The organism is Asanoa sp. WMMD1127 (assembly GCF_029626225.1).
In the GTDB taxonomy this organism is placed as follows: domain Bacteria; phylum Actinomycetota; class Actinomycetes; order Mycobacteriales; family Micromonosporaceae; genus Asanoa.
Genome location: NZ_JARUBP010000001.1, coordinates 7,523,390 through 7,546,988, shown reverse-complemented (window position 1 = coordinate 7,546,988; position 23,599 = coordinate 7,523,390). Strand labels below are relative to the sequence as shown.

Here is a 23,599-nt window from a genome sequence, read left to right as displayed (position 1 = left end):
GCTGGGACAGCCGGCCGCACCCCACCACGGACAGGTACCGTGAGCGGCCCGCGACATACGCACCACCCCAGCAGCGCGGACCGCGTTGGGTGGGGCCCGACGGCGGTCTCGGCGCCGACTCGGTCGCCGGCCTGCCGGAGATCTACGAGCAGGACGACGAGGACGACGACGGCGGCGCACCCGACAAGGGTCGGCGGCGCGCCCTCCTCGCCCTCGGCGGCGCGGTCGCGGTGGCCGGCGGCGCCGGCGCGCTGAGCTTCACCGGCGTCGGCCGCGACCTGATCGACAGGGTGCTGGGCGGCGACGGCGTCGACACCACGGCGGCCGAGCTCAACAACGCCATCGCCGACTCCCCGGCCCAGCAGCAGCCGAGCACGGTGCGCACCTACACCGAGCAGAACGAGTCCTACATGGGCTCGCGGGCCGGCAACGAGCTGCGCAAGAACGCGCCGGCCACCGGCAAGCTCTACGCGACGCCGAGCGCGGCGGCGGCCAACACCAAGGTGACCGTCAAGACCGTCCTGGCCAAGGACCCGGTCGTACACCTGGCCCGGCGGGCCACCTTCGGGCCGACACCGAAGGTGATCAGCGACATCCGCCGGCTCGGCATCGACGCGTGGCTCCGGCTCCAGCTGGACCCGGCGAAGATCGCGCCGACGCCCGGCGAGCTGAAGCTCTCGGAGCTGAGCACGCTGTCCATGTCGATCCCGCAGGTGCGGGCCAACCGGGAGGCGCTCAACGAGCGCGGGGCCCAGGCCGACCAGGAGGTCGTCGACGCCGCGGTCGGCCGCATGATCTTCTCGGACCGGCAGCTGTTCGAGGTGATGGTCGACTTCTGGAACGACTTCCTGCACGTCGGCCCGTTCTTCGACGGCTCCGACATGGTGCGGTCGAGCTTCGACCGGGACGTCATCCGCAAGCATGCGCTGGGCAACTACTCGGACATGCTGGTCGCCGCGAACCGCCACCCGGCGCTGCTGATCTACCTCAACCAGAACCAGTCCTCCAAGGACAACGTCAACGAGAACCTGGCCCGCGAGAACCTGGAGCTCTACTCGGTCGGCGTCGACGGTGGCTACACCGAGAAGGACGTCAAGCAGGCGGCGCTGCTGCAGACCGGCCGCGGCGTACGCGACGACCAGTACGTGTTCCAGCCGGAGCGGCACCACGTCGGCCCCGTCAAGATCATGGGGTTCAGTCACCCCAACAAGACCGCCGAGGGTGGCGAGGCGGCCAGCGACATGTACTTCCGCTATCTCGCCCTGCACCCGTCGACGGCCCGCTACATCGCGCTGAACCTGGCCACCCGGTTCGTCTCCGACGCGCCGCCCAAGTCGCTGGTCGACCGGCTGGCCAAGGCCTACCTCAACGACCGCGGCGCCATCAAGCCGCTCCTGATGACGCTGTTCCGGTCGTCGGAGTTCTGGGCCGCCGTCGGCCAGAAGGTGCGCCGGCCGATGGAGTACCTGGCCGCGACCTACCGCACGCTGGGCGTCTCGCCGACGCCGAGCCCCGGCTTCCAGCAGGGCAACCAGAACCGCCCGCCGTTCGCGCAGGGGCTGCGGCAGATCCGCAACAAGATGGAGGAGCTCGGCCAGTTCCCGACCGGCCAGGCGACGCCCAACGGCTACCCCGACGTGTTCGTCGCGTGGACGTCGGCCGGCACGATGATCAACGGCTGGAACGAGGCCCTGGACATCATCAACGGCAACCGCCGGCAGTTCTCGTACGTCGATCCTGAGAAGTTCGCCGGCTCCAAGCCGCCGGCCACCGCGGGCGCCTTCGTCGACGCGCTGGCCAAGCGCCTCGTGCACCAGACGCTGAGCGCCAAGGAGAAGGCGGCGGTCCTCGCCATCGCCGGGGTCTCCGCCGGCACCAGGGTCGACGCGTCGTTCAACGGCGCCCTGACGTCCATCGTGCGGGCGCTGCTCGCATCCCCGCAGCACCACCTCCGGTGATCCCCATGGAGAGCAGCGTGTCGACTTTCCCCATCCACCCGGACTGCCCGGACCTGGCCCGGCTGGCCGACAACCGGGCCGACGCCGTGCTGCGGGCCGAGGCCATGGCCGTCGAGGCCGAGAACGCGGCCGAGCGCGACCGCCTCCAGCAGCTCAACGAGCTCGAGGAGGCGCAGCAGGACGGCCGCGGCATCACCCGCCGGACGTTCGTCACCGGCGCCGCGGCGACCGCGACGGCCCTGGCCACCACGCAGTTCGTCTCGACCCGGGCGAGCTTCGCGGCGACGAAGACCGGGACGCTGATCCACGTCTTCCTCTACGGCGGGCTGGACGGCCTCGCGATGGTGGCGCCGGCCGAGGACCCGGTGCTGGCCAAGGTCCGGCCGGACCAGCTGATCCCGGAGAACGGCGGGATCGCGCTGCAGCGCGGGTTCCGGCTCTCCGGCTCGTTCGAGCCGTTGCGGAAATACCTCAACGCCGGGCAGCTCGGCTTCGTGCCCGCGGTGACCGACCCGCGCCTGTCGCTCAGCCACTTCCAGGCCGCGGACGCCTGCAACCTCGGCGGCCTGCCGGGGGAGACCGGCGGCCGGGGCTGGCTGGACAGCCTCGTCGACGCGCTCGGCCCGGGCACCGCGTTCCGCAGCGTGGGGATCGGTAGCACGCTGCCCCGCTCGCTGGTCGGCAACAACGGCGCGATCGCGATGAACAGCGTCGGCTCCTTCAACCTCAACGGCGACCAGCGGTTCCGGGCGGGCACCGCCAAGGCGATCAAGTCGCTGTTCACGGGTATCAACCACCCGGTGCAGGAGTCGGTGCAGGAGGGCCTCGCGGCGCTGAGCCTGGCCCAGAAGCTCGCCGCCGAGGGCTACGAGCCGGCCGAGGGCGTCGAATACCAGGGGATCGGCAACGCGTTCCGCCAGCTCGCGCAGCTGATCAAGGGTGGCGCCAACGTCCGCGTGGCGACCATCGGCATGGGCGGCTGGGACACCCACGAGAACCAGGGCACCCAGGGCGGCTACGTCTTCAACCACATGAACGAGCTCGCCGCCGCGATGGCCGCCTTCTTCGACGACCTGGGCCCCGCCGCGGCCGACGTGACCGTGATGGTGTCCAGCGAGTTCGGCCGCCGGGTCAGCCAGAACGGCAGTGGCACCGACCACGGGCACGGCGGCGTGATCGCGCTGCTGTCCGGCAAGAAGCTGGCCGGCAACCTGCTCGGCCGCTGGGACGGGCTGGAGAAGCTGGACGGCGGCAACGTCCCGGAGTACAACAACATGTTCAACGTCTACGGCGCCGTCGCGCAGGGCCGATTCGGCCTGACCAATGCCGAGGTGGACAAGATCTTCCCCCGACAGAAGTACGCCCCGGTGAAGCTCTTTGCGTGACTACCCCACGGGCGCCGTAGTGGCGGGTCGCCGCCGGACCGAGGACCCCCCGCTTCGGTCCGGCGGCCGACCCGCGCGCATGCCCGTCAACCTTCCGGCCCGGCGCGGCGCCACCGGCCGCCGCCTGCTCGTCCTGGGGTTCTGGGTCGGGCTGGTGCTGGCCGTGCTGCCCTGGTGGCTGACCACGCCGGCCGGCTCGCTCTCCGACACCGGCGCCGTCACGCTGGCCGCGGGCCGGATCGTCGGCCTGGTCGCGGGCTACGTGATGCTCGTCCAGATCCTGCTGATGAGCCGGCTGCGGCTGCTCGACCGGCTGGCCGGCGAGGAGCTGATGACGCGCTGGCACCGCGACATCGGCGGCGCGCTGATCGTCGCGGTGCTCGGCCACATGGCGCTGATCCTGGTCGGCTACGGCGCCCTCGACGGCTTCAACCCGCTGGTCGAGGCCCGGGTGCTGATCACCGGCGTGCCCGACATGCTCACGGCGTTCCTGTCGGCCGGCATCCTCACCGCGGTCGGGCTGTTCTCGATCCGGGCGGTCCGCAATGCCATGCCCTACGAGATGTGGCGCTGGCTGCACATGTCGACGTACCTGGTGCTCTACCTCTCCTTCGGGCACCAGTTCTCGTTGGGGCAGCAGCTGTTCAAGCCGGGCATCGTGCGCACGGGCTGGCTGGCCGCCTACATCGGCGTGGTGGTCGTGCTCGCGTACGGCCGGGTGATCGCGCCTCTGTTCTTCAACCTGCGGTACGCCCTGCGCGTGGCCGACGTGGTCGCCGAGGGACCGGACACCATCTCCATCTACCTCACCGGCCGCAACCTCGACCGGCTCAAGGTCCTGGGTGGACAGTGGTTCCGGTTCCGCTTCCTGTCCCACGGGCTGTGGTGGCAGTCGCACCCGTTCTCCGTCTCCGCCGCCCAGAACGGGCGCTGGCTGCGGCTGACCGTCAAGGTGGTCGGCAAGTTCACCCGCGAGCTGCGCGACCTCGACGCCGGCGCGCGGGTCTGGGCTATCGGGCCCCGCGGCTCGTTCACCGCCGCCCAGCGCACCGCGCACCGCTCGCTGCTGATCGCCGGTGGCATCGGCATCACCCCGATCCGGGCGATGCTCGAGGAGCTGCCGCCCGGCGCGACGCTGGTCTACCGGGCCAGCACGCCGGCCGACGTGGTGCTGCAGCGCGAGATCGACTGGCTGGCCGAGGCCCGCGACCTCGACGTCTGGTACGTGATCGGGGCCCGCACCGACCCCGGGCCGCGCCAGGTGATGAGCCCCAACGGGCTGCGCCGGCTCGTGCCCGACCTCGCCCAGCGGGACGTCTGGCTGTGCGGGCCGCCGGGGTTCGTCGAGTCCGCGCAGAAGGTCGTGCGCCGGTCGGGCGTACCCCGCAAGAAGATCCACCTCGCCGCTTTCGAACTCTAGGAGGAACTCCCGTGCGCCGTGCCGTGCTGGCCGTTGCCGGGCTCGCCGCCGGCACCTCGCTGCTGGTCGTGGCCAAGGGCGGCTCCGACGCGGCGCCGGCCTCGGTGGCGGCGGCCAACGCCGGCCCGACCCCGTCCGCCTCGGGCAGCGCCCCGGCCACGCCGCCGGCCTCGGCCGCCCCGGACAAGCCGGCCGCCAAGTCGCCGACGCCGTCGGGCGGGAAGAAGAGCACCACCAAGCCGAAGTCCGGCGGTGGCGACACCGCGGCCGCTCCGCCGCCCGCCGCGCCCAAGTCGAACAAGGTGGTCGGGCCGCGGGTGGAGAACCCGTACGGCGCGGTCCAGGTCGTCATCGACCTCTCCGGCAACCGCATCGAGCGCGTGCGCACGCTGGAGATGCCCGACCTGGAGGCCCGCTCCGACCAGCTCAGCGCGCTCGTCGAGTCCCAGCTGGGCGAGGAGGCCGTGCGGGAGCAGGGCGCCGACCTCGACACCGTGTCGGGCGCGACGGAGACCAGCGAGAGCTACCGGGAGTCGCTGCGGGTCGCGATCGAGCGGATGAAGAAGGGCGAGCGTGACTGAGTTCCGGGTGCGCGCGTGCATGGGCACCATGATCAGCGTCGAGCTGGCCACCGGTGGCTCGGCCGCGCTGCTCGACGAGGTGTTCGCCTGGTTCGACGAGGTCGACGCCCGGTTCAGCACGTTCAAGGCGGGCAGCGAGGTGTGCCGCTTCGACCGCGGGGAGCTGGCTCTGGCCGACGCCTCCGCCGACTTCCGGTCGGTGCTGTCCCGCTGCGCGGACCTGTGGGGCGAGACCGACGGCTACTTCGACGGGTACGCCACCGGCCGGCTGGACCCGTCGGGGTTCGTCAAGGGCTGGTCGGTGCAGGTCGCGTCGGACCGGCTGCTGGCCGCGGGCGCGACCGACCACTGTGTCAACGCCGGCGGCGACGTGCGGGTGCGGGGCCACGCCCCGTCGGGCCGGCCGTGGCGGATCGGCATCCGCCATCCGTGGAACGCGCGGGCCGCCTGCCACGTGGTCTCCGGCACCGACCTGGCGGTGGCCACGTCCGGCGTCTACGAGCGCGGGCACCACGTCGTCGACCCGCGGCGGGGCCGGCCGTCGACCGGGCTCCGGTCGGTCACACTGATCGGCCCGGACCTGGGCACGGCGGACGCCTACGCCACGGCGGCGCTGGCGATGGGCCCGGCCGGGGTGCGCTGGCTGGGGGATCTCGTCGGATATGACTGTGTTGTCGTCACCGACGAGGGACGCAAGCTCACCTCCCCGGCCCTGTCAGTCGCAGCTTAGGACGACTACCATGGTAACTCGTGTGCATTCAACGGCGGACCGGACGGTGGGTGCCGGCGGGGCGTGACCCGTTCGGTCGCGAGCCGGCCGGCCGCGATCCGGCTGGTCGGGTGCCGGCCCATCGTTGGCATCGATGTCCGCCGTTCAGGGGGTCGACCTGCGCGGAGACCGCCGTTACCTTGTCACCTAACATGTGCGCCCCTCCCCGTCGCGCGCCGAAATGCGCTGCCACCTGCATCAACGACCGGTCGCCCGGCCGGACGTGCGAGTTCTCGCGTCCTGTTGACGGGATCTTGCGTGGTCTCGTCGACGGGATGCGCGATTCGGCGACCCGGTCACGCCGCCCGGCGGGTGGTGGACAGTTGGCGGGGCAGGTGCGGCAGGCCGGCCAGTCGGGTGAAGAGCGAGTCGACGATCATCCGCTGCACGGCGTAGGAGTCCGGCAGGCTCCAGGCGACGTCTTCCGGTGGCACGACCCAGCGCACGGCGCCCTCGGGCAGCCGGGTCGGCGGGGCCGGCACCCACGAGCCCGTGCCGTGGCGCACCACGTCGAGCGAGTTCTCGAGCTCCGGCCGCAGCGGGTCACCCGGCCGCACCAGGAACATCCACCGGCCGAGTGGCGTGGCGGCGACGGGCCCGGTCACCTGCAGGCGGCCCGGGCCGAGCACGCCGGCGTGCAGCCGCGCCGCGGCCAGCACCCGGCCGCCCAGCGTGTTGGGCACCTCGAGCACGTCGAAGGCGCGCCCGGTGGCGAGCAGCACCGCGTGCGCCCGCTGCTTCCACCAACCCTCCACCGTGGACGGGTCGGCGCTGGCGCGCCGCTCCCAACTGTCGACCGCCGGGTGGCAGGTCGTCGTCGGGCAACCCGCCCGCTCGCACGCGAACCGGCTGCCGTCGAGCCAGGCGCCGGGCACCACGTCCCAGCGGTGGTCGGCATATTTCACCGCCGACCGACGCAGCGTGAGTCGGGCGAATGGTGGTCGGATAGTCCACCGCATGGTCAGAAACTCCCTACGTCTGGGTCCGACTCGCCCTAGCAGGTGGTCGGCGCCGTATCTCGGATCGACACGCGGTCGTTGCGTTTGACAGATAGCCGAATGCAACTTGCAATCGAAAACTACGAGCGCAGCTGTGACAGGAAACGCACTCGATGTGCGATCGGCACAAACGGGTGATATCCGCAACACCGCCCAGCAAGCCCCGAATCAGACAGCCCCTGTACGACCAGGGGGGAGGACGGACATGGATGAGCTCCCCATCGGTCGCCGCGTCGCCTACTGGCGCGCCCGCCGGCGGATGTCCCAGCAGGTTTTCGCCGACCGGCTGGGCAAGTCGAAGAGCTGGGTCGACAAGGTCGAGCGGGGTGTCCGCCGGCTAGACAAGTTCTCGGTGGTCTACGAGATCGCCGACGTCCTCCAGCTGGATGTGCAGCTGTTGCTGGGCAAGGACCCGGAACGCCGACCGGACGCGATCAACTGCATCGACCAGGTCGAGGTCGAGGAGATCCGGGCCGCCCTGGAGCGCTACGACTCGATCAGCGCGTTCTTCGACACGCAGCCCAACCCGCAGCCGCTTACCGAGATGCGCAAGGCGGTCAGCCACGCCTGGCTGACGTTCCAGCACGCGAAATACGGTGTGCTGGCCCGGGCGCTGCCCAAGCTGCTGCGCGACGCACAGGCCGCCGACACCGCCTACTCCGGGGGCTCCGACGCCACCGCCGCGGCGCACCTGCTCGGGCAGGTCTACCAGATCGCCTCGTCGTCGCTGCGCAAGCTCGGTGAGCACGAGCTGGCCTGGCTGGCCGCCGACCGGTCGATCGCCGTCTCCCAGCGGGCCGGCGACCCGTTGCTCGCCGGTACCGCCACCTACCGGGTCGGCAGCGCGCTGCTCGCGCTCGGCCGGGCCCGCCCCGCCCTCGAGGTCAACGTCAACATCGCCAACCGGCTGGCGCCCGGCGGCGGCAACGACAGCGACCCCCAGCGGATGTCGGTCTACGGGATGCTGCTGCTGCAGGGGGCCATGGCGTCCGCCCGGATCGGCGACGGCGCGACGGTGCGCGACCTGCTCAACGGCGCCGAAGAGGCGGCCGAGGCGGTCGGCGGCGACCACAACCACTACTGGACGTGCTTCGGGCCGACCAACGTCAAGGTGCACCGGGCCGCCGCGGCCGTGGAGCTCGGCGAGGGCCGTGCGGCCGTCGAGGTGCACGAGGGCATCGACCAGGAGGGCTTCGCCAGCCTGCTGCCCGAGCGCCGGGCCCATCACCTGCTCGACATCGCCCGCGGCTTCGCGCAGATGGGCGACGTCGAGAAGGCCAGCGAGATGCTCCTGGAGGGTGACCGGCTCGCCCCCTCGGAGATCCGCTGCCGGCCGATCGCCCACGAGGTCATGTCCGACGTCCTGCGCCGCACCCGCGGCACACCGCCACCGGCGGTCGCCGAACTGGCGGAGCACATGGGCGTCGGAGTTTAGTGGCGGTATGAGAGGCGTTCTCTACGCGATCTGTTGCGGCTCGCCGATCTCCCGCGGCATCGCCCGGCTGGTCGACCTGGCCAAACAGCGCGGATGGGACGTCTGCGTCGTCACCACGCCCGACGGGCGCAAGTTCGTCGACGTGCCGGCGTTGGCCGGGCTGACCGGGCACCCGGTGCGCTCCTTCTACAAGAACCCCGGCGACCCCGACGTGCTGCCGGCGCCGGACGCGATCGTCGTGGCGCCGGCCACCGTCAACACGGTCAACAAGTGGGCGGTCGGGATCGCCGACACGCTCGCCCTCGGGCTGGTGGTCGAGGGTCAGGGCAAGGGCCTGCCGATCGTGGCGATGCCGTTCACCAACGCGGCGATGGGCGCCCACCCGGCGTTCCGCGAGTCGCTGGACCGGCTGCGGTCATGGGGCATCACGGTGCTCTTCGGCGACGACGTGCTGCCACTGCACCCGCCGGGCACCGGGGGAGACCTGGTCGACGTGTTTCCCTGGCACCTCGCCCTGGACGCCCTCGACGTGCGCCTGTCGGGCGACCACCGGGTCCTTGCCGAATAACCGGCCACGGCTCCTGCGGCTGTCCGCGGCCTGTCGCGGTCCTGCGGCTGTCGGCGGCTTGTCGCGGTCCTGCGGCTGTCCGCGGCTCTGCTCGTGTCCGCGACCCGCCGCGGACCTGGCAGCGCAGCGCAGCGGAGCGGTCCCTGGCGGGAGCGACGGTCGGGCCCACGACGGGCCCGAGTCCGCATGTTGATCCGGCCTCGGCCGGCGTGGGCCTGATCGCCGCGGCGCGGCGGTAAGCTCTGCGCCGATGAACACGAGTGTGGCGGCGGCCGTCGCGGCCCTGGACGACCGTTATCCACCCGCGTGGGCGGAAGACTGGGACCGGGTCGGCCTGGTGGTCGGCGATCCGTCGGCGTCGGTCGGCCGGATCCTGTGTGTGGTCGACTGCGTGCCCGAGACGGTGGCCGAGGCGGTCGACGTCGGCGCCGACCTGATCGTGGCGCACCATCCGCTGCTGATGCGGGGTGTGTCGTCGGTGGCCACGACCAGCTACAAAGGACGGATCGTCCACTCGCTGGTCAAGAACGACGTGGCGCTGTTCACCGCCCACACCAACGCCGACGTGGCGTCGCCCGGAGTGTCCGACGCGCTGGCCGCCCGGCTGGGGCTGGTCGACCTGCGCCCGCTGGTGCCCGTCCCCGACTCCGCCCGGGGCACCGGGCGCATCGGGCGGCTGCCCGTGCCGCGGCCGCTGTCCGCCTTGACCGCGCAGGCCGCCGCCGTGCTGCCGCGGACCGCGTGGGGCGTCCGGGCCGCGGGTGACCCCGACCGGGTGATCTCGACGGTGGCCGTCTGCGGCGGCGCCGGCGACTCGTTCCTGGGCGCGGCGGCGGCCGCGGGCGTCGACGCCTACCTCACCGCGGACCTGCGCCACCATCCCGCCAGCGAGGCGGTCGCCGGAGGTGGCCCCGCGCTGCTCGACGCGGCACACTGGGCGACCGAGCGCCCGTGGCTCGACGACCTGGCCGGCTTCCTGCGTGCCACGCTGGAGGTCGACGTGCTGGTCTCGGACCTCGACACCGACCCGTGGACGCTGCACGCCGCGTCCGTCCCACGCACCCCGCCGAAGGAGCCGCTTCCGTGAAGGCCGAACCACAGGCGCAGCGCCGGCTGCTCGACCTCCAGGCGATCGACACCGCGCTCGCCCAGCTCGCCCACCGGCGCCGGAGCCTCCCGGAGCACGCCGAGCTCGAGACGTTGGCCCGGGAGCTGTCGGCGCTCGAGGACGAGCGGGTCCGGGCCCAGGTGGCGGTCGACGACCTCGACCGTGACATCGCCCGCATGGAGAAGGACGTCGAGCAGGTACGCGCCCGCAAGGACCGTGACCAGGCCCGCCTCACCATGGGCAGCGGTCCGGCCCGCGAGCTGGAGGCGATCCAGCACGAGCTGGTCTCGCTGACCCGGCGCCAGTCGGAGCTCGAGGACACCGAGCTGGAGCTGATGGAGCAGCGGGAGACCGCGCAGGGGTCGCTCGACGAGGTCGTCGGCCGGCTGGAGGCGGCCCGCGGCCGGCGCGGTGACACTGAGGTGCGCCGCGACGAGCTGCTCGCCGAGATCACCGCTGACGAGCAGTCGCGGATCTCGGCCCGGGGGCCGGTTGCCGGGGACATTCCGGACGATCTGCTGGCGCTCTACGACAAGATCCGGGCGTCGTCGGGCGGCCTGGGCGCGGCGTTGCTGTCCGCGGGTCGTTGCGGCGGGTGCCGCATCGAGCTGTCCGGCGCGGACCGGGCCCGGATCAAGGCGACGGCGCCCGACGAGGTCGTCCGCTGCGAGGAATGCCGGCGGATCATGGTGCGGACCGCGGAGTCCGGCCTGTGAGTGCGCCGACCCGGGTGGTCATGGAGGCCGACGGGGGCGCCCGGGGGAATCCGGGGCCGGCCGGTTACGGCGCGGTGGTCCGGTCTGTCTCCGGTGACGTGCTGGCCGAGCGCTCGGAGGCGCTCGGGATCACGACGAACAACGTGGCGGAATATCGCGGTCTGATCGCCGGGCTGCAGGCCGCGGTCGACCTGGGCGCGGCCGAGGTGGACGTCCGGATGGACTCCAAGCTGGTCGTCGAGCAGATGTCGGGCCGCTGGCAGATCAAGAACGCCGGCCTGCGCCCCCTGGCGGCCGAGGCGGCGTCGCTGGTCAGCCGGTTCGACCGGGTGTCGTTCACCTGGATACCGCGCGACCGCAACACCCACGCGGACGCCTTGGCCAACGCGGCCATGGACGCGGCCGCGGGCATCGCCCCGGTGTCCAGCGCCGCGCCGGCGGCGGCGTCCGCACCCCGGTCGTGGGAGCCGCGGCCGCTGTCGGGCGCGACCCGGCTGCTGCTGGTGCGGCACGGTGCGACGGCGCTGACCGCCCAGGGCCGCTATTCGGGGCGGGGCGACGTGCCGTTGTCGACCGTCGGGGAGGCCCAGGCGACGGCGGCCGGGGTCGTCGTGGCGGCCCGCGCTCCGGACGCGGTCGCGGTGGTGAGCTCGCCGCTGTCGCGGTGTGTGGCCACGGCGGAGGCGATCGCCCGGGAGCTGGGCGGCGGGGTGCCGGTCCGCGTCGACGACGATCTGATCGAGTGCGACTTCGGGTCGTGGGAAGGCCTGACGTTCGCGGAGGTACGGTCGCGCTGGGCCGCTGAGCTGGACGCGTGGCTGGCGGACCCGTCGGTGGCGCCGCCGGACGGCGAGTCCTTCACGGCGGTGGCGACCCGGGCCCGCAGGGCGGTGGCGGCGCTGCAGTCCGCCTATCCGTCGAGCGCGGTCGTGGTGGTCTCCCACGTGTCGCCGCTGAAGCTCATCCTTCGGGACGCCCTGGCGGGCGGCGACGGCTTCCTGCACCGGCTCTATCTGGACCCGGCCGGGTTGTCGACTGTGGACTACTGGCCGGACGGCGGGGTGGCGGTGCGGACGGTCAACGACACGTCCCACCTGCGCTGAGTCGTCGTCACCACGTGCGCCACCGGTCGGTGATCTCGTGCCGGGTGAGCCGGTGGCGCGCGGCGAACGCGTCGACGTCGATCCCGGCGTCGTCGAGCACGTGTTCGATGTAGGCGCAGAGCAGCTCCCGCTCACCGGTCTCGTAGGCGCGGCCGCCGTGGCGCGCGTTGACGGCGTTGAGGGCTTTCACCGTGACCTCGATGACGGCGCTGAGCTCGCGGTCGGTGGCGGGCTGGCGCACCAGGTGGGTGACGTCGTCCTCGAAGAGGTCCAGCACGGCCTCGGTCTCGCGGATCATCGCCTCGGGCCAGAGCGCGACCGCGAAGGCGTCGGCGGGATCAAGGCTGCCGGCCGCGAGCGCGGCCGCCTCCCGCGCCACCGTCTCCCGCCAGACCGCGGTCGGCCGAACCAACATGGCTCGATACGTTAGCGCCCTCGCGATCTTCGTGTGACCTCGGTGGACCCACCTCGGGTGACGGCGGGTCACACAGGGCAGCGCTGTGTGAAATCGTGCACGCATGTCGTACACCATCGCGCCGCTGAGCTCCGAAACCTGGCCGGCCTTCGATGCGCTGGTGCTGCGGCACAACGGCATCTTCGGGGGCTGCTGGTGCATCTGGTTCCACCCCGACGGGCCCGAGCGCGGCCAGGGCGCGGAGGTCAACCGGGCGCTGAAGAAGGCGTACGTCGAGCAGGGCCAGGCGCACGCCGCGCTGGTGATGGACGGCGCCGAGGCCATCGCGTGGGCGCAGTACGGCACCCCGGTCGAGCTGCCCAGCATCCACCACCGCAAGGAGTACGACGCCACGAAGGCGGCGGACCCCGACTACCGGATCACCTGCGTCTTCGTCGACAAGCGCCACCGGCGACAAGGCGTGACCGAGCTGGCGATCACCGGCGCGCTGGACCTCATCGCCCAGGCCGGCGGGGGACGGGTCGAGAGCTACCCGCACGACCTGACCAACCAGACCAAGAAGATGTCGTCGTCCTTCCTCTACAACGGCACGCGTCGCCTCTACGAACGGCTCGGCTTCACCTACGACCGGCCCAAGGGGCTGAAGAACTGCGTGATGGTGAAGACGGTCGATCCCGCCTGAGACTTGGCCAGGTGTCAGGCTAGGCCGTGAGTTCCACCCGAACTGACCGGCGATGGCACGCGAGGCTCCGCGACGGCGATGGACTCCGTCCGCCCGTTCACCGATCATGACTCTTATGGAGAATCGGCAGGCGCCGCAGTCGGCCAAGGGCGAGGCGAAGGTCATCACGCTCTGCGGCTCGACCAGGTTCGAGGCCGAGTTCGCGGAGGTCAACCAGCGGCTCACGCTGGAAGGTTGCGTCGTGATCAGCCTCGGGATGTTCAGCCTCCCCGACACAGCCGACACCTCGGCCCTGAAGGAGCGGCTCGGCGCGGTGCATTTCCAGAAGATCCGCATGGCTGACGAGGTGTACATCGTGGACCCCGGCGGCTACCTGGGCGAGTCGACCCGAAAGGAGATCGCCTACGCGGAGTCGCTCGGCAAGCCGGTTCGATATCTGAGCAGCGAGCGCGCGGCGCGAAAGGGAGCCGGCCCCCAACACCATGGACGCCAGTAATGACTCCTGGCGCGAGCTGACCGCCAGCCCCGGTTGCGGCGCGCTGTGGCTACCCTGACGCCGTGACGTCTCCCGACGCGGCTTCGCTCGTGCTGATGTTCGTGGTCATCAGCGGCAGCACGGCGCTGATCGTTCTAGCCGCGGTTGTGCTGGCGCGCAGCCGACGCGGCGGCACTGCCAGGTTGTTCGGTCGCGCCGTATACCGTCCCCGCCTTTGGGCATCGGGTGCCACCTGCGGTGGCGTTGCGGGGCTTCTGTTCGAGGCGCGAGAGCTTATGCCCGGTAGCTGGCAACGACCGAGCCTGAGCATTCTCGGTGTGCTCCAGTTGGCGTTCTTCGGCCTGCTGTTCACCTACCTCTTCCTCCAGTGGCGCGCCGACCGTGCCGGCAGCAACAAGGCGCAATCCCGGCCATAGGAGCGACCGGCAGATGCCAACTCCTCTGACTCAGCACTCGGGCGATGTCTCGGGAACCCGTTTCCGGCGGGTGGGCCTCCGGCGGGTAGGGCCTTCGGCCCTACGACAGTCTGCCGGGTTCCAGTTGAAGCGTTACGGATCCGGGTCAGATGATCCGTGACAGCTCCGGCTAGACGATCTTGTTATTGGGCACAGGGTAATGAGGCTGATCACCAGCGGGCGACGACGGGCGTGCCCAGTCGGCAAGTCGGGTGGCTCCAGTCGCGGTGGCGGGGTCGGGGTCGGGGGCCAAGGCGTCGCAGAGGGCGAGGAGTTGATCCGCGGGGCCGTCGGGAATGAGGTAGGTGGTTACGGCGTCGTGGAGGTGGTCAAGGTGATCGAGGCCGACGGCGAGGAGGTCGTCGGCTGTGGCGGTCGCTCGGGCCACGAGTCGGGCGCCGTCAATGTCGTTGCGGCGTAACAGGGCCAGGCAGGTCGCTTCGACCACAGCGGTGTCACCACGGTCCATCAGGAGCCCTTGGAGGATGACAGCGATGTCGTCCTGATCAGCCCAGGCGGCGAGGTGTCGTCCTGCGTCGGCTCGAGCTGACCAGTCGGGGCTGGTGGCAGCCGCGATCGTTTCCGGCGGCGGGGAGGAAACCTGCATAGGCTCAGCCTTCCAGACGCGGTTGCGCCGCGTGGATGTGCGACGGGATGGCCCACCGACCGCCACAACCGCCACCAGCGCGAAGGTCAAAGCCAGCCGATAGGCCGCGATGTAGACGATCTCCGCCGGGCCGTCTGTGGGCCGTGTGTGGGCCGTCCGGGCCGCCACCGGGCCGTCAAACGCCACCCAACATCGACCAACGTCGACCAGCACTGCCGTTCGAAGCAGCAGGTCAAACAGGGTGACCAAGGGTAGGTGACGGGCGAGTCGGCCTGTACGCCGGATTCTGTTCCTGCCGCCTCTCGGCGGCGGGTGGCGGCCATCCATCTCGGTCTGCCGTTGCCGGCAGGCTCCAGCGGCCTACCCGCAGGCTCGGGCGGGCAGCCCTCGAACGCCTGCGCAGGTCGTCCGGCCTTGCGGTCGGACGGCCCTTTTGGCCTTGCTCCGGGTGGGGTTTACCGAGCCGCGCCGGTCACCCGGTGCGCTGGTGGGCTCTTACCCCGCCGTTTCACCCTTACCAGGCGCGTACGCCTGGCGGTTTGTTTTCTGTGGCACTTTCCCGCGGGTCACCCCGGGTTGCCGTTAACAACCACCCTGCCCTGCGGAGTCCGGACGTTCCTCGGCGACGGCCCTCGCAGGCCGCCGACGCGACCGCCCAGCCGACTCGCCCGTCATGCCCCATCGTACCGGTGCGGCTAGGCTCCCCTGCGATGGATCTCTCCCAGGCCGTTCTGCTGCTCGCCGCCGGGTTGGCGGCCGGCCTGATGAACGCGATCGCCGGTGGGGGTTCGCTGATCACCTTCCCGGCGCTGCTCGGGATCGGGCTGCCGTCGGTGCCCGCCAACGTCAGCAACAGCGTCGCGGTGTGTCCGGGCTACTTCGCAAGCGTGTACGGGTCGCGGCACGACCTTCGCGGCCAGCTCCGGCGGACCGTGCTGTTGCTGCCGACCGCGGTCGCGGGAGCCATCGCGGGCTGCGTGCTGCTGCTGATCACGCCCGAGACCGCGTTCGACAAGGTGGTGCCGTTCCTGGTGCTCGGCGCGACCGCGGTGCTGGCGTTCCAGGACCAGCTGCGGCGCGTCGTCGGCCATCCGGCCCGGATCAGCCACGCGCGCCAGCAGGCGATGCTCCACTCGATGGTCGCGCTGGGCGCGGTCTACGGTGGATACTTCGGGGCGGCGCTGGGGGTCATGTTCGTGGCGGGGTTGGCGCTGGTCCTCGACGAGACGCTGGCGCGGGTCACCGCCGTCAAGAACCTGCTGTCCGCGACCGTCGGGCTGACCACCGTCGTGGTGTTCGCCCTGTTCGGCCCGGTCAACTGGGCCACGGTCGCGGTCCTGGCGCCGGCCACGATCGTCGGCGGCTACCTCGGCGCCCGCCTGGCCCGCCGCCTACCGGGCCGCCTCCTGAAGACGATCATCGTCATCTTCGGCACGGGCATCGGCATCTACCTACTGGTCCACGCCTTCACCTGACGCTTCACCACCCTCGCGGCCGCCGCCGGCCCGCAGATGGAGATCTAGGTAATTAAATGCTGCTAGAGCGACAGCTGCTAGAGCGACGTAAATTTACCTAGATCTACGAAGCGGGCGCGGGGGGCCGACGGAGTGGCGGCCGACCAGCGCCGCCGACCAGCGCGGCCGAGGGGCGCGGCCGAGGGGCGCGGCCGAGGGGCGCGGACGAGGGGCGCGGACGAGGGGCGCGGCCGAGGGGCGCGGACGAGGGGCGCGGACGAGGGGCGCGGCCGAGGGGCGCGGACGAGGGGCGCGGACGAGGGGCGCGGCCGAGGGGCGCGGACGAGGGGCGCGGCCGCGCAGCGGGCCGAGGGGCGCGGCCGCGCAGCGCGGCCGAGGAGCCTGGCCGAGGAGCGTGGCCGAGGAGCGTGGCTGCCGACCGAGTCGCGGGCGCAGGCGGCGCCCGGGCGGTCACCATCGAGCGGCCGTTGGTGGCGATCAGCGCTCCCGCACCGTGAAGAGGTCGCCCGGCTGGCAGTCCAGGGCCGTGCACAACGCGCTCAAGGTCGAGAAACGCACGGCCCGGGCGCGGCCGTTCTTCAGGATCGACAGGTTGGCCAGTGTGAGGCCGACGCGGTCGGCGAGCTCCGTCAGGGTCATGCCGCGCTCCGCCAGGAGCTTGTCGATGTGCACCTCGACCCGGTGCTCCTCCCCCGGCGGCATCAGATGACCGTGTCGAGCTCGGCCCGCAGGGCGACGCCGCGGTTGACGATCTCGGCGACCGCCCCCACGCCGACGGCCACGAACAGCCAGGTCCACATCGCCTGGTTGGGGGCGGTGCCGCGCTCGACCATCGTGTGCAGCAGCAGGCCCGACGAGGTGTTGGCGGCCGACGTGACGACGACGCCGGCGACGAGCAGGAACCAGGCCAGCTGGCGCAGCCGCCGGACCGTGGTCGCGGTGAAGGGGTCGTGCCGGCGGGCGTCGCGGACGATCCGATAGAGCAGGGCGGCCGCGATGCCGGCGGCGACCAGGGCCGGGCCGTCGTGGAGCAGCATCAGCATGACCTGGCTGACGGACGGCGACTCCACGCACACCGCGGCGGTGTCAGCCGCCTGGGCGCCCGGGCGCAGCCCGGTGACCGCCACGTCGACCGGCGCGCCGACGATGCCGGCGCAGACCGCGCCGCCGGCGAACACCGACACCAGGCGGAACACGATGATCCCGGCGAAGACGACCATGCTCGCGCCGATCAGGAGCTGAAGATCGCGAAGCCAGTCGCGCGTCCACTTCATGACGAGGCGCCTCCTTATCGATTACCGATGCATCGATAGTCGATAAGGAGGCGCCGTTCTGTCAAGCGGTCTTCGGTGACGGGGACGAGTCGAGGTCGGCGTCGGTGCCGCCGGCCGGCTGGGCCGGCACGGAGATCCGCGGGTCGCCCTCGTCGGCGAAGTAGTCGTCCGGCTGCGTGTCGTCGCCGCCGTCCGGGACGTTGCCGGCCCGCAGCGCCAGCGTGACCAGCGCAGCCACGGCGAGGTTGACGGCCACGGCGACCAGACCCACGTACACCGTGGTCTTGGAGTCGATGAAGCCGAACTTCTCCAGCGGGAACGCCGAGCCGCCGAAGTGGGCGCGGCCCGTCGCGGCGTTGGGGATCTGGTAGAGCATCCACGTGCCCAGGCCCATGCCGGCCACCCAGCCCGCGATCAGGCCGCCGCGGTGGAACCACCGGGTGTAGATGCCGAGCGCCACCGCCGGCAGTGTCTGCAGGATGATCACGCCGCCGATGAGCTGGAGGTCGATCGAGAACTGCGGGTCGAGGAACACGATGCAGGCGACCGCGCCGACCTTGACCACCAGTGAGGTGATCTTGGAGACGTTGGCCTCCTGGGCGGGCGTGGCGTCGCGCTTCAAATATTCCTTGTAGATGTTGCGGGTGAACAGGTTGGCCGCGGCGATCGACATGATGGCCGCCGGCACCAGGGCGCCGATGCCGACGGCGGCGAACGCGACGCCCGCGAACCACGACGGGAACTGCTGGTCGAACAGCAGCGGCACGACCGTGTTGCTGTCGACCGAGCCCTCCTTGGCACCCGGCAGCGGCTTGACGCCGGCCGCGATCGCCATGAAGCCGAGCAGCGCGATCAGGCCGAGCAGCAGGCTGTAGGCCGGCAGCGCCGACATGTTGCGCTTGATCACGTCGCGGTTGCGGCTCGCCAGCACGCCGGTGAGGCTGTGCGGGTAGAGGAACAGCGCGAGCGCCGAGCCGAGGGCCAGCGTGATGTATTGCCACTGGTTGGCGGCGGTCAGCAGGATGCCGTCGTTGGGATTGGGTGACGCGTCGAACTTCGCGTCCGCCGCGTCGAAGATCTTGCCCCAACCACCCAGCTTGTACGGCAGGTAGATGATCGCCACCAGGATCACGATGTAGATCAGCGTGTCCTTGACGAACGCGATCAGCGCCGGCGCCCGCAGCCCGGACTGGTAGGTGTAGGCCGCCAGGATCGCGAACGCGATGATGATCGGCAGGTGCCGGGCGATCGTGCTGTCACCGGTCACGCCCATCGTCTTGAGCACGGCCTCGATGCCGACCAGCTGCAGCGCGATGTAGGGCATCGTGGCGACGATGCCGGTGATCGCGATCAGCAGCGCCAGCGTCGGCGACTGGAACCGCGACCGCACGAAGTCGGCCGGCGTCACGAAGCCGTGCCGGTGCGAGACCGACCAGAGCCGCACCAGGACGAGGAAGACCAGGGGATAGATGATGATCGTGTACGGGACGGCGAAGAACCCGGCCGCGCCCGCGCCGAAGAGCAGGGCCGGCACGGCGACGAAGGTGTACGCGGTGTAGAGGTCACCGCCCACCAGGAACCAGGTGATCCAGCCGCCGAAGCTGCGCCCGCCCAGGCCCCACTCGTCGAGGTGCGCCATGTCGTTGGGCGCGCGCCACCGCGCGGCCACGAAGCCCATGCCGCTGACCAGCAGGAACAGCAACGTGAAGATGACGATCTCGGTAACGTGGTCGCCCATCCCGATCAGCCCCGCTTCTTCGTCATCTGGTAGACGACCGTGGTCGTCGTGACGCCGAGGACGATGAACAGCAGCTGCAGCCAGTAGAACGTCGGGAAGCCCCACAGCCGCGGCGAGTCATGGTTGAACAGCGGCGTGATCAGCGGGACCAGGATCGGCACGAACAGCAACCAGTTCCACGGGCTCTTGTCTTTCGCGCGAGCCACCGCGGGCGCGCCCTCGGCGCGCACTTCCGGATCACTCATGACAAACCTCCGGCCGTCATGGATCTCATTGACGGCCGGAGGCTAACTGTCCGGTGTGACACAACTCGCCGTTCAACGGAGCCGACGCGCTGAACGGTTCCTCATCTGCGCCGAACGGTTTAGCTGCTCAGGGTGTCCAAAGCCCCAGGTGGAGGGTCTTGGTCAGGGTGGCGTTGTCGTCGTCGCCGTCGAGCGACCAGACCATCGCGCCGCCGAGCCCCTGGGTGCGGATCCACAGGGCCTTCTGGAGAACGACCACCGGATCGTCGTACGTCCAGAAGGTGTTGCCGTTGTAGAGCCAGGCGGTGCCGGCGCGCAGGTCGCGGTAGACCCGGTAGCCGTCGGTGCCGACCTTCGTCTTGAGGACCTTGTAGTCCTCGGAGCCCGCCTCGAACGTGGCCGGCGCCGCGCCGCCCGTCGACGTGCCGAACAGGCCGTTGCGCCCGCCGGTCACCCCCGCCCAGCCGCGGCCGTAGTAGGGAATGCCGACGACCAGCTTGTCGCGCGGCGCGCCCCGGTCCCGCCAGGCGGCGATGGTGGTCTCGATCGAGAAGGTCGGGCCCGGCGCGCCGGCGGGGATGCGCAGCGCCGACTGCTGGTTGGCGGTCGCCTCCCACGTGCCGTGGAAGTCGTAGCCCTGGACGGTCGCGAAGTCGAGGTTGCGCATGACCTTGGGAACCTCGTACCCGGCGTCGATGTTGGCCGGGTTGGCGGGCAGGAACGCGCTCAGCTCGAAGTGCTTCTTCTCGGTGCGGCCGTAGGCGTCGAGCTGCCTGCGGAACTCGGCCACCAGCGCGGTGAAGTTCTGCTTGTCCTCGGGCCGGTAGACCGTGTCGACGTCACCCGGCGCCCCCGGCCACTCCCAGTCGAGGTCGATGCCGTCGAACACGCCGTGCAGGGTGCCCGGACCGCCGGCGCTGCCGTCGGGGTTGGGCAGGTTGCCCTTGAGGTAGAGGTCGATGCAGGACGCGACCAACGCCTTGCGGGACGCGTCGGTGAGCGCCGCGTCGGAGAAGTGCGTCGACCAGGACCAGCCGCCCAGCGAGATCAGGACCTTCAGGTCAGGGTGCTTGACCTTGAGCTTCTGCAGCTGGCCGAAGTTGCCGTTGAGCGGCTCGCCCCACGTGTCGGCGACGCCGTCGACGCTCTCCTCGGCCGGCACCGGCCGCTGGTAGTCGGCCCACGGGTCACCCTCGGGCGCGGCACCGTCCACATAGCACCTGCCGTCGGGACTGACGTTGCCGAACGCGTAGTTGAGGTGCGTCAACCGCGCCGCGGCGCCCGAGGTGTCGAGCTTCTTGACCGGGAAGGCCCGGCCGTAGATGCCCCACTGGGTGAAGTAGCCGACCTGGCGGAAGCCCCGGTCGCGGTCGCCGGACCCCTGCGCCTGTGCCGGCGCGACACCGACAGCGGTGACGAGGAGCGTTGCCATTGCCGCCACGGCGGCGATTCTGCGCATCTGAACTCCTGTCGGAAGGAAACAGTAAGGCTTCTTTCCTGTTGCGTGCGCAAAACGTAGGCCGTCGATACGACGCCCGTCAACCTCATCGCGGTTGGATCCTCTTATAGGTCCGGCCAGGTGTGCGGTTCGGGGTAGGCAGGGGAGCCGTGCGGCCATTCGCATGGGGAGCGGAACCCTGCCGTCGGCCTCGGCGGCAATTGATCTGGCTCGCGCCATACATCGCTGTCAAACTGTTGTGCGTGGATGCGGCGGCGGTCATCAGCACGACCTTCGGCGGCGCGGTCTCGGCCACGCTCGGTGTCCTCGTGGGCGGGATGGTGACTCGTCGGGTTCAAGAGCGTCACTGGCTGCGCGACAAGCAGTTGCGGGCGTACGAGGAGCTGCTCTCCCAATACTCCCGCTTCATGATGGCGCTGCGGCGAGCGCACCTGGCTGGAACGCCGGTCGACGTCGACTGGGGCGCCTGGAGCGTGTCGCTCACCTCCGCGAGCCTGGTCGCTCCGCTCAGCGTCGCGCGCGCGATCGACGGGTTCGGGAAAGCTGTCGGAATCTTCCTCGATACGGTCTCCACTCGGGACCCGGTGTCGAACCCGGTCGACGAGGAGACGCTGACCGAGGCGTCGCGGCCCGCGGCGGCCGCACAACTGATTCTGCTGAATGCGATCCGTCGGTCGATGGGTCGCTCTCTTGAGGAATTGCCGTTCTACCTCGGCGGTACCCTTGGCCGGCATCCCGAAGGGACCGGGTCGCCCGCGACCGGCGAACCTCGCTGACGGGCTGGCCACGGTCGCGACCTCACCAGCAGCATCCTTGTCCGCTTCCGACCAGCCGACGCCGGTCGGTTCGGACCGCGACTCCGCCAGCACGTCCGGCTGAGCGGCCAACTCAGCGGCCCCGACTCGGCCCAGGAACTCGGCCGCATCGTCACTCGCAGCTCAGATACCGGACCGGCTTGCCGAGCGACTCCGCGTAGGCGATCTCCTTTCGGGTTGACTCGCCCAGGTAGCCGCCCGGGTCCACGATGTACACCTCGTCAGCCATGCGGATCTTCTGGAAATGCACCTCGCCGAGCCGCTCCTTCAGGGCCGAGGTGTCGGCTGTGTCGGGGAGGCTGAACATCCCGAGGCTGATCACGACGCAACCGTCCAGCGTGAGCCGCTGGTTGACCTCCTCGAACTCGGCCTCGAACCTGGTCGAGCCGCAGAGCGTGATGACCTTCGCCTCGCCCTTGGCCGACTGCGGCGCCTGCTGGTGCTCCATGAGAGTCATGATCGGTGACCGGGCCGGCCGAGTCCATCGAGCTCGTGCCGTACGCCTCCGGTGGTCGCGCGTGAATCATCCGTGGCGAGGTGGCAAGGGGCATGGCCGATGGGCGAAGAAACGGGCTCGGCTCGACAATGGAGTCGTGAGGAAGATGTATCTCGAGGAGCTTCCGCTGCTTATCCCGGTGCTCGGGGTTTCGGTGTTCGGGCTGCCCGTGATCGCGTGGCTGGTGCTGCAAGGCCGTTACGCCATGGCGTTTCTCGCCGTGACGAGCATCCTCTACGGGGTGCTGCTCGGTCGATCGTTGCTCTGGCGCCGCCTCGGGAAGCCGGCCATACCGCGGGCGGGAACGGCTCGTCGGCCGCTACAGCGGAGGTAGGTTCTCGGCCAGTGCGGCCGTGATCCGACTTCCGTTCCTCGAGCCCGTGGGATGCGAGAAGCTGCCGTGCAGGAAGGTCATAGCTCTCCTCCATCAAGCCGCGCGTTCGTCGGCCGCCGTCGTCGTTGGCATGGAAGCGGAGCCCGTCGCGGGGCCATCTGGTCGCAGAGGAGCTGTGCCTCCGTCAAGGTCGCGGGATCACGCGCCAGCGCGCCGAGCGCCGCCAGCTCATCCCGGACCTTCCCGCGCTCGCCGACGCGGTCGCGGACCAGCCGCGATCCTGCCGGACCGCCGAAGAGCGAGCGCTACTTGGTACTACCGTATAGCGGTACTCGGTGCTACGGTATAGCAGTACTCAGTGCCACGGAGTACCAGGAAGGGGCCGCGGTGGAAGAGCTGACGGAGATGTTGAAGGGGACCCTCGAGGGCTGCGTGCTCGAGATCATCAGTCGCGAGGAGACCTACGGCTACGCCATCACGCGCAGGCTCAACGAGCTCGGCTTCGGCGACGTCATCGAGGGGACGGTCTACACGATCCTGCTGCGGCTGGAGCGCAACGGGCTCGTCGAGGTGACCAAGCGGCCCTCCGAGGTCGGCCCGCCGCGCAAGTTCTACATGCTCAACGACGCCGGCCGGGCCGAGCTGGAGACGTTCTGGGCGAAATGGCACTACGTCTCGGCACGCATCGACAAGCTCAGGGAGGGCGGGAGATGAGCTTCTGGGAAACCATTACGGGCAGCGACCTCACCCGGGAATACAAGGCGTTCGAGGCCCGGGCGGCGGCCCTGCCACCGGACTACCAGGCGGCCTGGCGACAGATCCAGGGCAACCTCTTCCCGTACGGCGATTTCACGGGTCGCAACCTCATGCCGATCCTCGACGGCGCCCTCGGTCTGCTCGAGGAGGCGTCGGCGGACGGGCAGACGATCGACGAGGTGCTCGGCGACGACATCCCCGGCTTCTGCGCGGCGTTGGCCGGGGGAGAGGGCGCCCGCACCTACCGCGACCGCTGGCGCGAGCAGTTGAACCGCAACGTCGCGCGCAAGCTGAAGAGGCTGGGAGGCTGA

Annotated in this window: 27 protein-coding genes and 1 other RNA gene; 18 read left to right on the top strand and 10 right to left on the bottom strand. The window is 70.8% G+C overall.

The features are described 5' to 3' along the window. The first annotated feature begins 89 nt into the window (after positions 1-89). The 5 genes from O7635_RS36005 (at position 90) to O7635_RS35985 (ending at position 6,074) form a co-directional block, all read left to right on the top strand. Complete coding sequence (locus O7635_RS36005) at positions 90-1,958, top strand: DUF1800 domain-containing protein (protein ID WP_278084952.1); 1,869 nt, start codon at positions 90-92, stop codon at positions 1,956-1,958. 17 nt (positions 1,959-1,975) lie between these two features. Beyond that, positions 1,976-3,343 (top strand): DUF1501 domain-containing protein, encoded by a 1,368-nt coding sequence (locus tag O7635_RS36000; protein ID WP_278084951.1) that lies wholly within the window; start codon positions 1,976-1,978, stop codon positions 3,341-3,343. Positions 3,344-3,422: 79 nt separating this feature from the next. Next, positions 3,423-4,763 carry a ferric reductase-like transmembrane domain-containing protein gene (locus O7635_RS35995; RefSeq protein WP_278084950.1) on the top strand — a complete coding sequence of 447 codons (1,341 nt, stop codon included), beginning with the start codon at positions 3,423-3,425 and terminating at the stop codon, positions 4,761-4,763. An 11-nt stretch (positions 4,764-4,774) separates the two neighbouring features. Then, positions 4,775-5,344 (top strand): FMN-binding protein, encoded by a 570-nt coding sequence (locus O7635_RS35990; protein ID WP_278084949.1) that lies wholly within the window; start codon positions 4,775-4,777, stop codon positions 5,342-5,344. A gap of 19 nt (positions 5,345-5,363) precedes the next feature. After that, a complete protein-coding gene (locus O7635_RS35985; protein WP_278085665.1) occupies positions 5,364-6,074 on the top strand; it encodes an FAD:protein FMN transferase in 711 nt (236 codons plus the stop codon). A 335-nt stretch (positions 6,075-6,409) separates the two neighbouring features. On the opposite strand, the gene O7635_RS35980 is transcribed toward O7635_RS35985, so the two are convergent. Continuing rightward, positions 6,410-7,072, bottom strand: coding sequence for a bifunctional DNA primase/polymerase (locus O7635_RS35980; protein WP_278084948.1), 663 nt, complete (start codon positions 7,070-7,072; stop codon positions 6,410-6,412). A 244-nt stretch (positions 7,073-7,316) separates the two neighbouring features. On the opposite strand from O7635_RS35980, the gene O7635_RS35975 reads away from it, so the two are divergent. The 5 genes from O7635_RS35975 (at position 7,317) to O7635_RS35955 (ending at position 12,041) form a co-directional block, all read left to right on the top strand. Beyond that, entirely contained in the window at positions 7,317-8,546 is a 1,230-nt protein-coding gene (locus O7635_RS35975) for a helix-turn-helix domain-containing protein (protein ID WP_278084947.1), read from the top strand. A gap of 7 nt (positions 8,547-8,553) precedes the next feature. Further along, positions 8,554-9,114, top strand: coding sequence for a flavoprotein (locus tag O7635_RS35970; protein WP_278084946.1), 561 nt, complete (start codon positions 8,554-8,556; stop codon positions 9,112-9,114). Positions 9,115-9,364: 250 nt separating this feature from the next. Beyond that, a complete protein-coding gene (locus O7635_RS35965) occupies positions 9,365-10,201 on the top strand; it encodes a Nif3-like dinuclear metal center hexameric protein (RefSeq protein ID WP_278084945.1) in 837 nt (278 codons plus the stop codon). Next, on the top strand, positions 10,198-10,938 hold the full coding sequence (locus O7635_RS35960) for a C4-type zinc ribbon domain-containing protein (protein ID WP_278084944.1): 741 nt from the start codon (positions 10,198-10,200) through the stop codon (positions 10,936-10,938). The genes O7635_RS35965 and O7635_RS35960 overlap by 4 nt, the downstream gene beginning before the upstream one ends. 20 nt (positions 10,939-10,958) lie before the next feature. Further along, positions 10,959-12,041, top strand: coding sequence for a bifunctional RNase H/acid phosphatase (locus O7635_RS35955; RefSeq protein ID WP_278085664.1), 1,083 nt, complete (start codon positions 10,959-10,961; stop codon positions 12,039-12,041). Between the two features lie 7 nt (positions 12,042-12,048). Here the strand turns inward: O7635_RS35955 and O7635_RS35950 are convergent, their stop codons facing one another. Then, entirely contained in the window at positions 12,049-12,456 is a 408-nt protein-coding gene (locus O7635_RS35950) for a hypothetical protein (protein ID WP_278084943.1), read from the bottom strand. A 103-nt stretch (positions 12,457-12,559) separates the two neighbouring features. On the opposite strand from O7635_RS35950, the gene O7635_RS35945 reads away from it, so the two are divergent. The 3 genes from O7635_RS35945 to O7635_RS35935 all read left to right on the top strand — a co-directional run bounded on the left by O7635_RS35945 (position 12,560) and on the right by O7635_RS35935 (position 14,050). Continuing rightward, positions 12,560-13,138, top strand: coding sequence for a GNAT family N-acetyltransferase (locus O7635_RS35945; RefSeq protein ID WP_278084942.1), 579 nt, complete (start codon positions 12,560-12,562; stop codon positions 13,136-13,138). Between the two features lie 115 nt (positions 13,139-13,253). Beyond that, positions 13,254-13,634, top strand: a complete 381-nt coding sequence (locus O7635_RS35940) for a hypothetical protein (RefSeq protein WP_278084941.1) — start codon at positions 13,254-13,256, stop codon at positions 13,632-13,634. Between the two features lie 62 nt (positions 13,635-13,696). Next, positions 13,697-14,050, top strand: a complete 354-nt coding sequence (locus tag O7635_RS35935) for a hypothetical protein (RefSeq protein WP_278084940.1) — start codon at positions 13,697-13,699, stop codon at positions 14,048-14,050. Between the two features lie 169 nt (positions 14,051-14,219). On the opposite strand, the gene O7635_RS35930 is transcribed toward O7635_RS35935, so the two are convergent. After that, a complete protein-coding gene (locus tag O7635_RS35930) occupies positions 14,220-14,945 on the bottom strand; it encodes a hypothetical protein (RefSeq protein WP_278084939.1) in 726 nt (241 codons plus the stop codon). 10 nt (positions 14,946-14,955) lie between these two features. Beyond that, an RNA gene (rnpB, locus tag O7635_RS35925) (RNase P RNA component class A) lies at positions 14,956-15,363 on the bottom strand. Positions 15,364-15,406: 43 nt separating this feature from the next. Between rnpB and O7635_RS35920 the strand changes: the two genes are divergently transcribed. After that, positions 15,407-16,171 carry a sulfite exporter TauE/SafE family protein gene (locus O7635_RS35920; protein WP_278084938.1) on the top strand — a complete coding sequence of 255 codons (765 nt, stop codon included), beginning with the start codon at positions 15,407-15,409 and terminating at the stop codon, positions 16,169-16,171. 477 nt (positions 16,172-16,648) lie between these two features. Here the strand turns inward: O7635_RS35920 and O7635_RS35915 are convergent, their stop codons facing one another. The 5 genes from O7635_RS35915 to O7635_RS35895 all read right to left on the bottom strand — a co-directional run bounded on the left by O7635_RS35915 (position 16,649) and on the right by O7635_RS35895 (position 20,887). Further along, complete coding sequence (locus O7635_RS35915; RefSeq protein WP_278084937.1) at positions 16,649-16,873, bottom strand: helix-turn-helix transcriptional regulator; 225 nt, start codon at positions 16,871-16,873, stop codon at positions 16,649-16,651. Beyond that, entirely contained in the window at positions 16,873-17,445 is a 573-nt protein-coding gene (locus O7635_RS35910) for a DUF2975 domain-containing protein (protein WP_278084936.1), read from the bottom strand. The genes O7635_RS35915 and O7635_RS35910 overlap by 1 nt, the downstream gene beginning before the upstream one ends. 61 nt (positions 17,446-17,506) lie before the next feature. Next, on the bottom strand, positions 17,507-19,183 hold the full coding sequence (locus tag O7635_RS35905) for a sodium:solute symporter (RefSeq protein WP_278084935.1): 1,677 nt from the start codon (positions 19,181-19,183) through the stop codon (positions 17,507-17,509). A 5-nt stretch (positions 19,184-19,188) separates the two neighbouring features. After that, positions 19,189-19,428 carry a DUF3311 domain-containing protein gene (locus tag O7635_RS35900; RefSeq protein ID WP_278084934.1) on the bottom strand — a complete coding sequence of 80 codons (240 nt, stop codon included), beginning with the start codon at positions 19,426-19,428 and terminating at the stop codon, positions 19,189-19,191. A gap of 127 nt (positions 19,429-19,555) precedes the next feature. Beyond that, entirely contained in the window at positions 19,556-20,887 is a 1,332-nt protein-coding gene (locus O7635_RS35895) for a glycoside hydrolase family 18 protein (RefSeq protein ID WP_278084933.1), read from the bottom strand. Between the two features lie 242 nt (positions 20,888-21,129). Between O7635_RS35895 and O7635_RS35890 the strand changes: the two genes are divergently transcribed. Next, entirely contained in the window at positions 21,130-21,663 is a 534-nt protein-coding gene (locus tag O7635_RS35890; protein WP_278084932.1) for a hypothetical protein, read from the top strand. Positions 21,664-21,814: 151 nt separating this feature from the next. Here the strand turns inward: O7635_RS35890 and O7635_RS35885 are convergent, their stop codons facing one another. After that, complete coding sequence (locus O7635_RS35885; RefSeq protein ID WP_278084931.1) at positions 21,815-22,150, bottom strand: hypothetical protein; 336 nt, start codon at positions 22,148-22,150, stop codon at positions 21,815-21,817. A 154-nt stretch (positions 22,151-22,304) separates the two neighbouring features. Here O7635_RS35885 and O7635_RS35880 point away from each other — a divergent pair, with 154 nt between their 5' ends. The 3 genes from O7635_RS35880 (at position 22,305) to O7635_RS35870 (ending at position 23,599) form a co-directional block, all read left to right on the top strand. Next, entirely contained in the window at positions 22,305-22,532 is a 228-nt protein-coding gene (locus O7635_RS35880) for a hypothetical protein (RefSeq protein WP_278084930.1), read from the top strand. 387 nt (positions 22,533-22,919) lie between these two features. After that, a complete protein-coding gene (locus tag O7635_RS35875) occupies positions 22,920-23,246 on the top strand; it encodes a PadR family transcriptional regulator (protein WP_278084929.1) in 327 nt (108 codons plus the stop codon). Beyond that, positions 23,243-23,599, top strand: coding sequence for a DUF1048 domain-containing protein (locus O7635_RS35870; protein WP_278084928.1), 357 nt, complete (start codon positions 23,243-23,245; stop codon positions 23,597-23,599). The genes O7635_RS35875 and O7635_RS35870 overlap by 4 nt, the downstream gene beginning before the upstream one ends.

What these genes read in the sequence shown, in the direction of transcription:
- O7635_RS35995 (WP_278084950.1), top strand. Translation starts at nt 3,423, where the DNA reads ATGCCCGTCAACCTTCCGGCCCGGCGCGGCGCCACCGGCCGCCGCCTG.
- O7635_RS35985 (WP_278085665.1), top strand. Translation starts at nt 5,364, where the DNA reads ATGGGCACCATGATCAGCGTCGAGCTGGCCACCGGTGGCTCGGCCGCG.
- O7635_RS35980 (WP_278084948.1), bottom strand. Translation starts at nt 7,072, where the DNA reads ATGCGGTGGACTATCCGACCACCATTCGCCCGACTCACGCTGCGTCGG.
- O7635_RS35975 (WP_278084947.1), top strand. Translation starts at nt 7,317, where the DNA reads ATGGATGAGCTCCCCATCGGTCGCCGCGTCGCCTACTGGCGCGCCCGC.
- O7635_RS35970 (WP_278084946.1), top strand. Translation starts at nt 8,554, where the DNA reads ATGAGAGGCGTTCTCTACGCGATCTGTTGCGGCTCGCCGATCTCCCGC.
- O7635_RS35965 (WP_278084945.1), top strand. Translation starts at nt 9,365, where the DNA reads ATGAACACGAGTGTGGCGGCGGCCGTCGCGGCCCTGGACGACCGTTAT.
- O7635_RS35955 (WP_278085664.1), top strand. Translation starts at nt 10,959, where the DNA reads ATGGAGGCCGACGGGGGCGCCCGGGGGAATCCGGGGCCGGCCGGTTAC.
- O7635_RS35950 (WP_278084943.1), bottom strand. Translation starts at nt 12,456, where the DNA reads ATGTTGGTTCGGCCGACCGCGGTCTGGCGGGAGACGGTGGCGCGGGAG.
- O7635_RS35945 (WP_278084942.1), top strand. Translation starts at nt 12,560, where the DNA reads ATGTCGTACACCATCGCGCCGCTGAGCTCCGAAACCTGGCCGGCCTTC.
- O7635_RS35940 (WP_278084941.1), top strand. Translation starts at nt 13,254, where the DNA reads ATGGAGAATCGGCAGGCGCCGCAGTCGGCCAAGGGCGAGGCGAAGGTC.
- O7635_RS35920 (WP_278084938.1), top strand. Translation starts at nt 15,407, where the DNA reads ATGGATCTCTCCCAGGCCGTTCTGCTGCTCGCCGCCGGGTTGGCGGCC.
- O7635_RS35915 (WP_278084937.1), bottom strand. Translation starts at nt 16,873, where the DNA reads ATGCCGCCGGGGGAGGAGCACCGGGTCGAGGTGCACATCGACAAGCTC.
- O7635_RS35910 (WP_278084936.1), bottom strand. Translation starts at nt 17,445, where the DNA reads ATGAAGTGGACGCGCGACTGGCTTCGCGATCTTCAGCTCCTGATCGGC.
- O7635_RS35905 (WP_278084935.1), bottom strand. Translation starts at nt 19,183, where the DNA reads ATGGGCGACCACGTTACCGAGATCGTCATCTTCACGTTGCTGTTCCTG.
- O7635_RS35900 (WP_278084934.1), bottom strand. Translation starts at nt 19,428, where the DNA reads ATGAGTGATCCGGAAGTGCGCGCCGAGGGCGCGCCCGCGGTGGCTCGC.
- O7635_RS35895 (WP_278084933.1), bottom strand. Translation starts at nt 20,887, where the DNA reads ATGCGCAGAATCGCCGCCGTGGCGGCAATGGCAACGCTCCTCGTCACC.
- O7635_RS35885 (WP_278084931.1), bottom strand. Translation starts at nt 22,150, where the DNA reads ATGGAGCACCAGCAGGCGCCGCAGTCGGCCAAGGGCGAGGCGAAGGTC.
- O7635_RS35880 (WP_278084930.1), top strand. Translation starts at nt 22,305, where the DNA reads ATGTATCTCGAGGAGCTTCCGCTGCTTATCCCGGTGCTCGGGGTTTCG.
- O7635_RS35870 (WP_278084928.1), top strand. Translation starts at nt 23,243, where the DNA reads ATGAGCTTCTGGGAAACCATTACGGGCAGCGACCTCACCCGGGAATAC.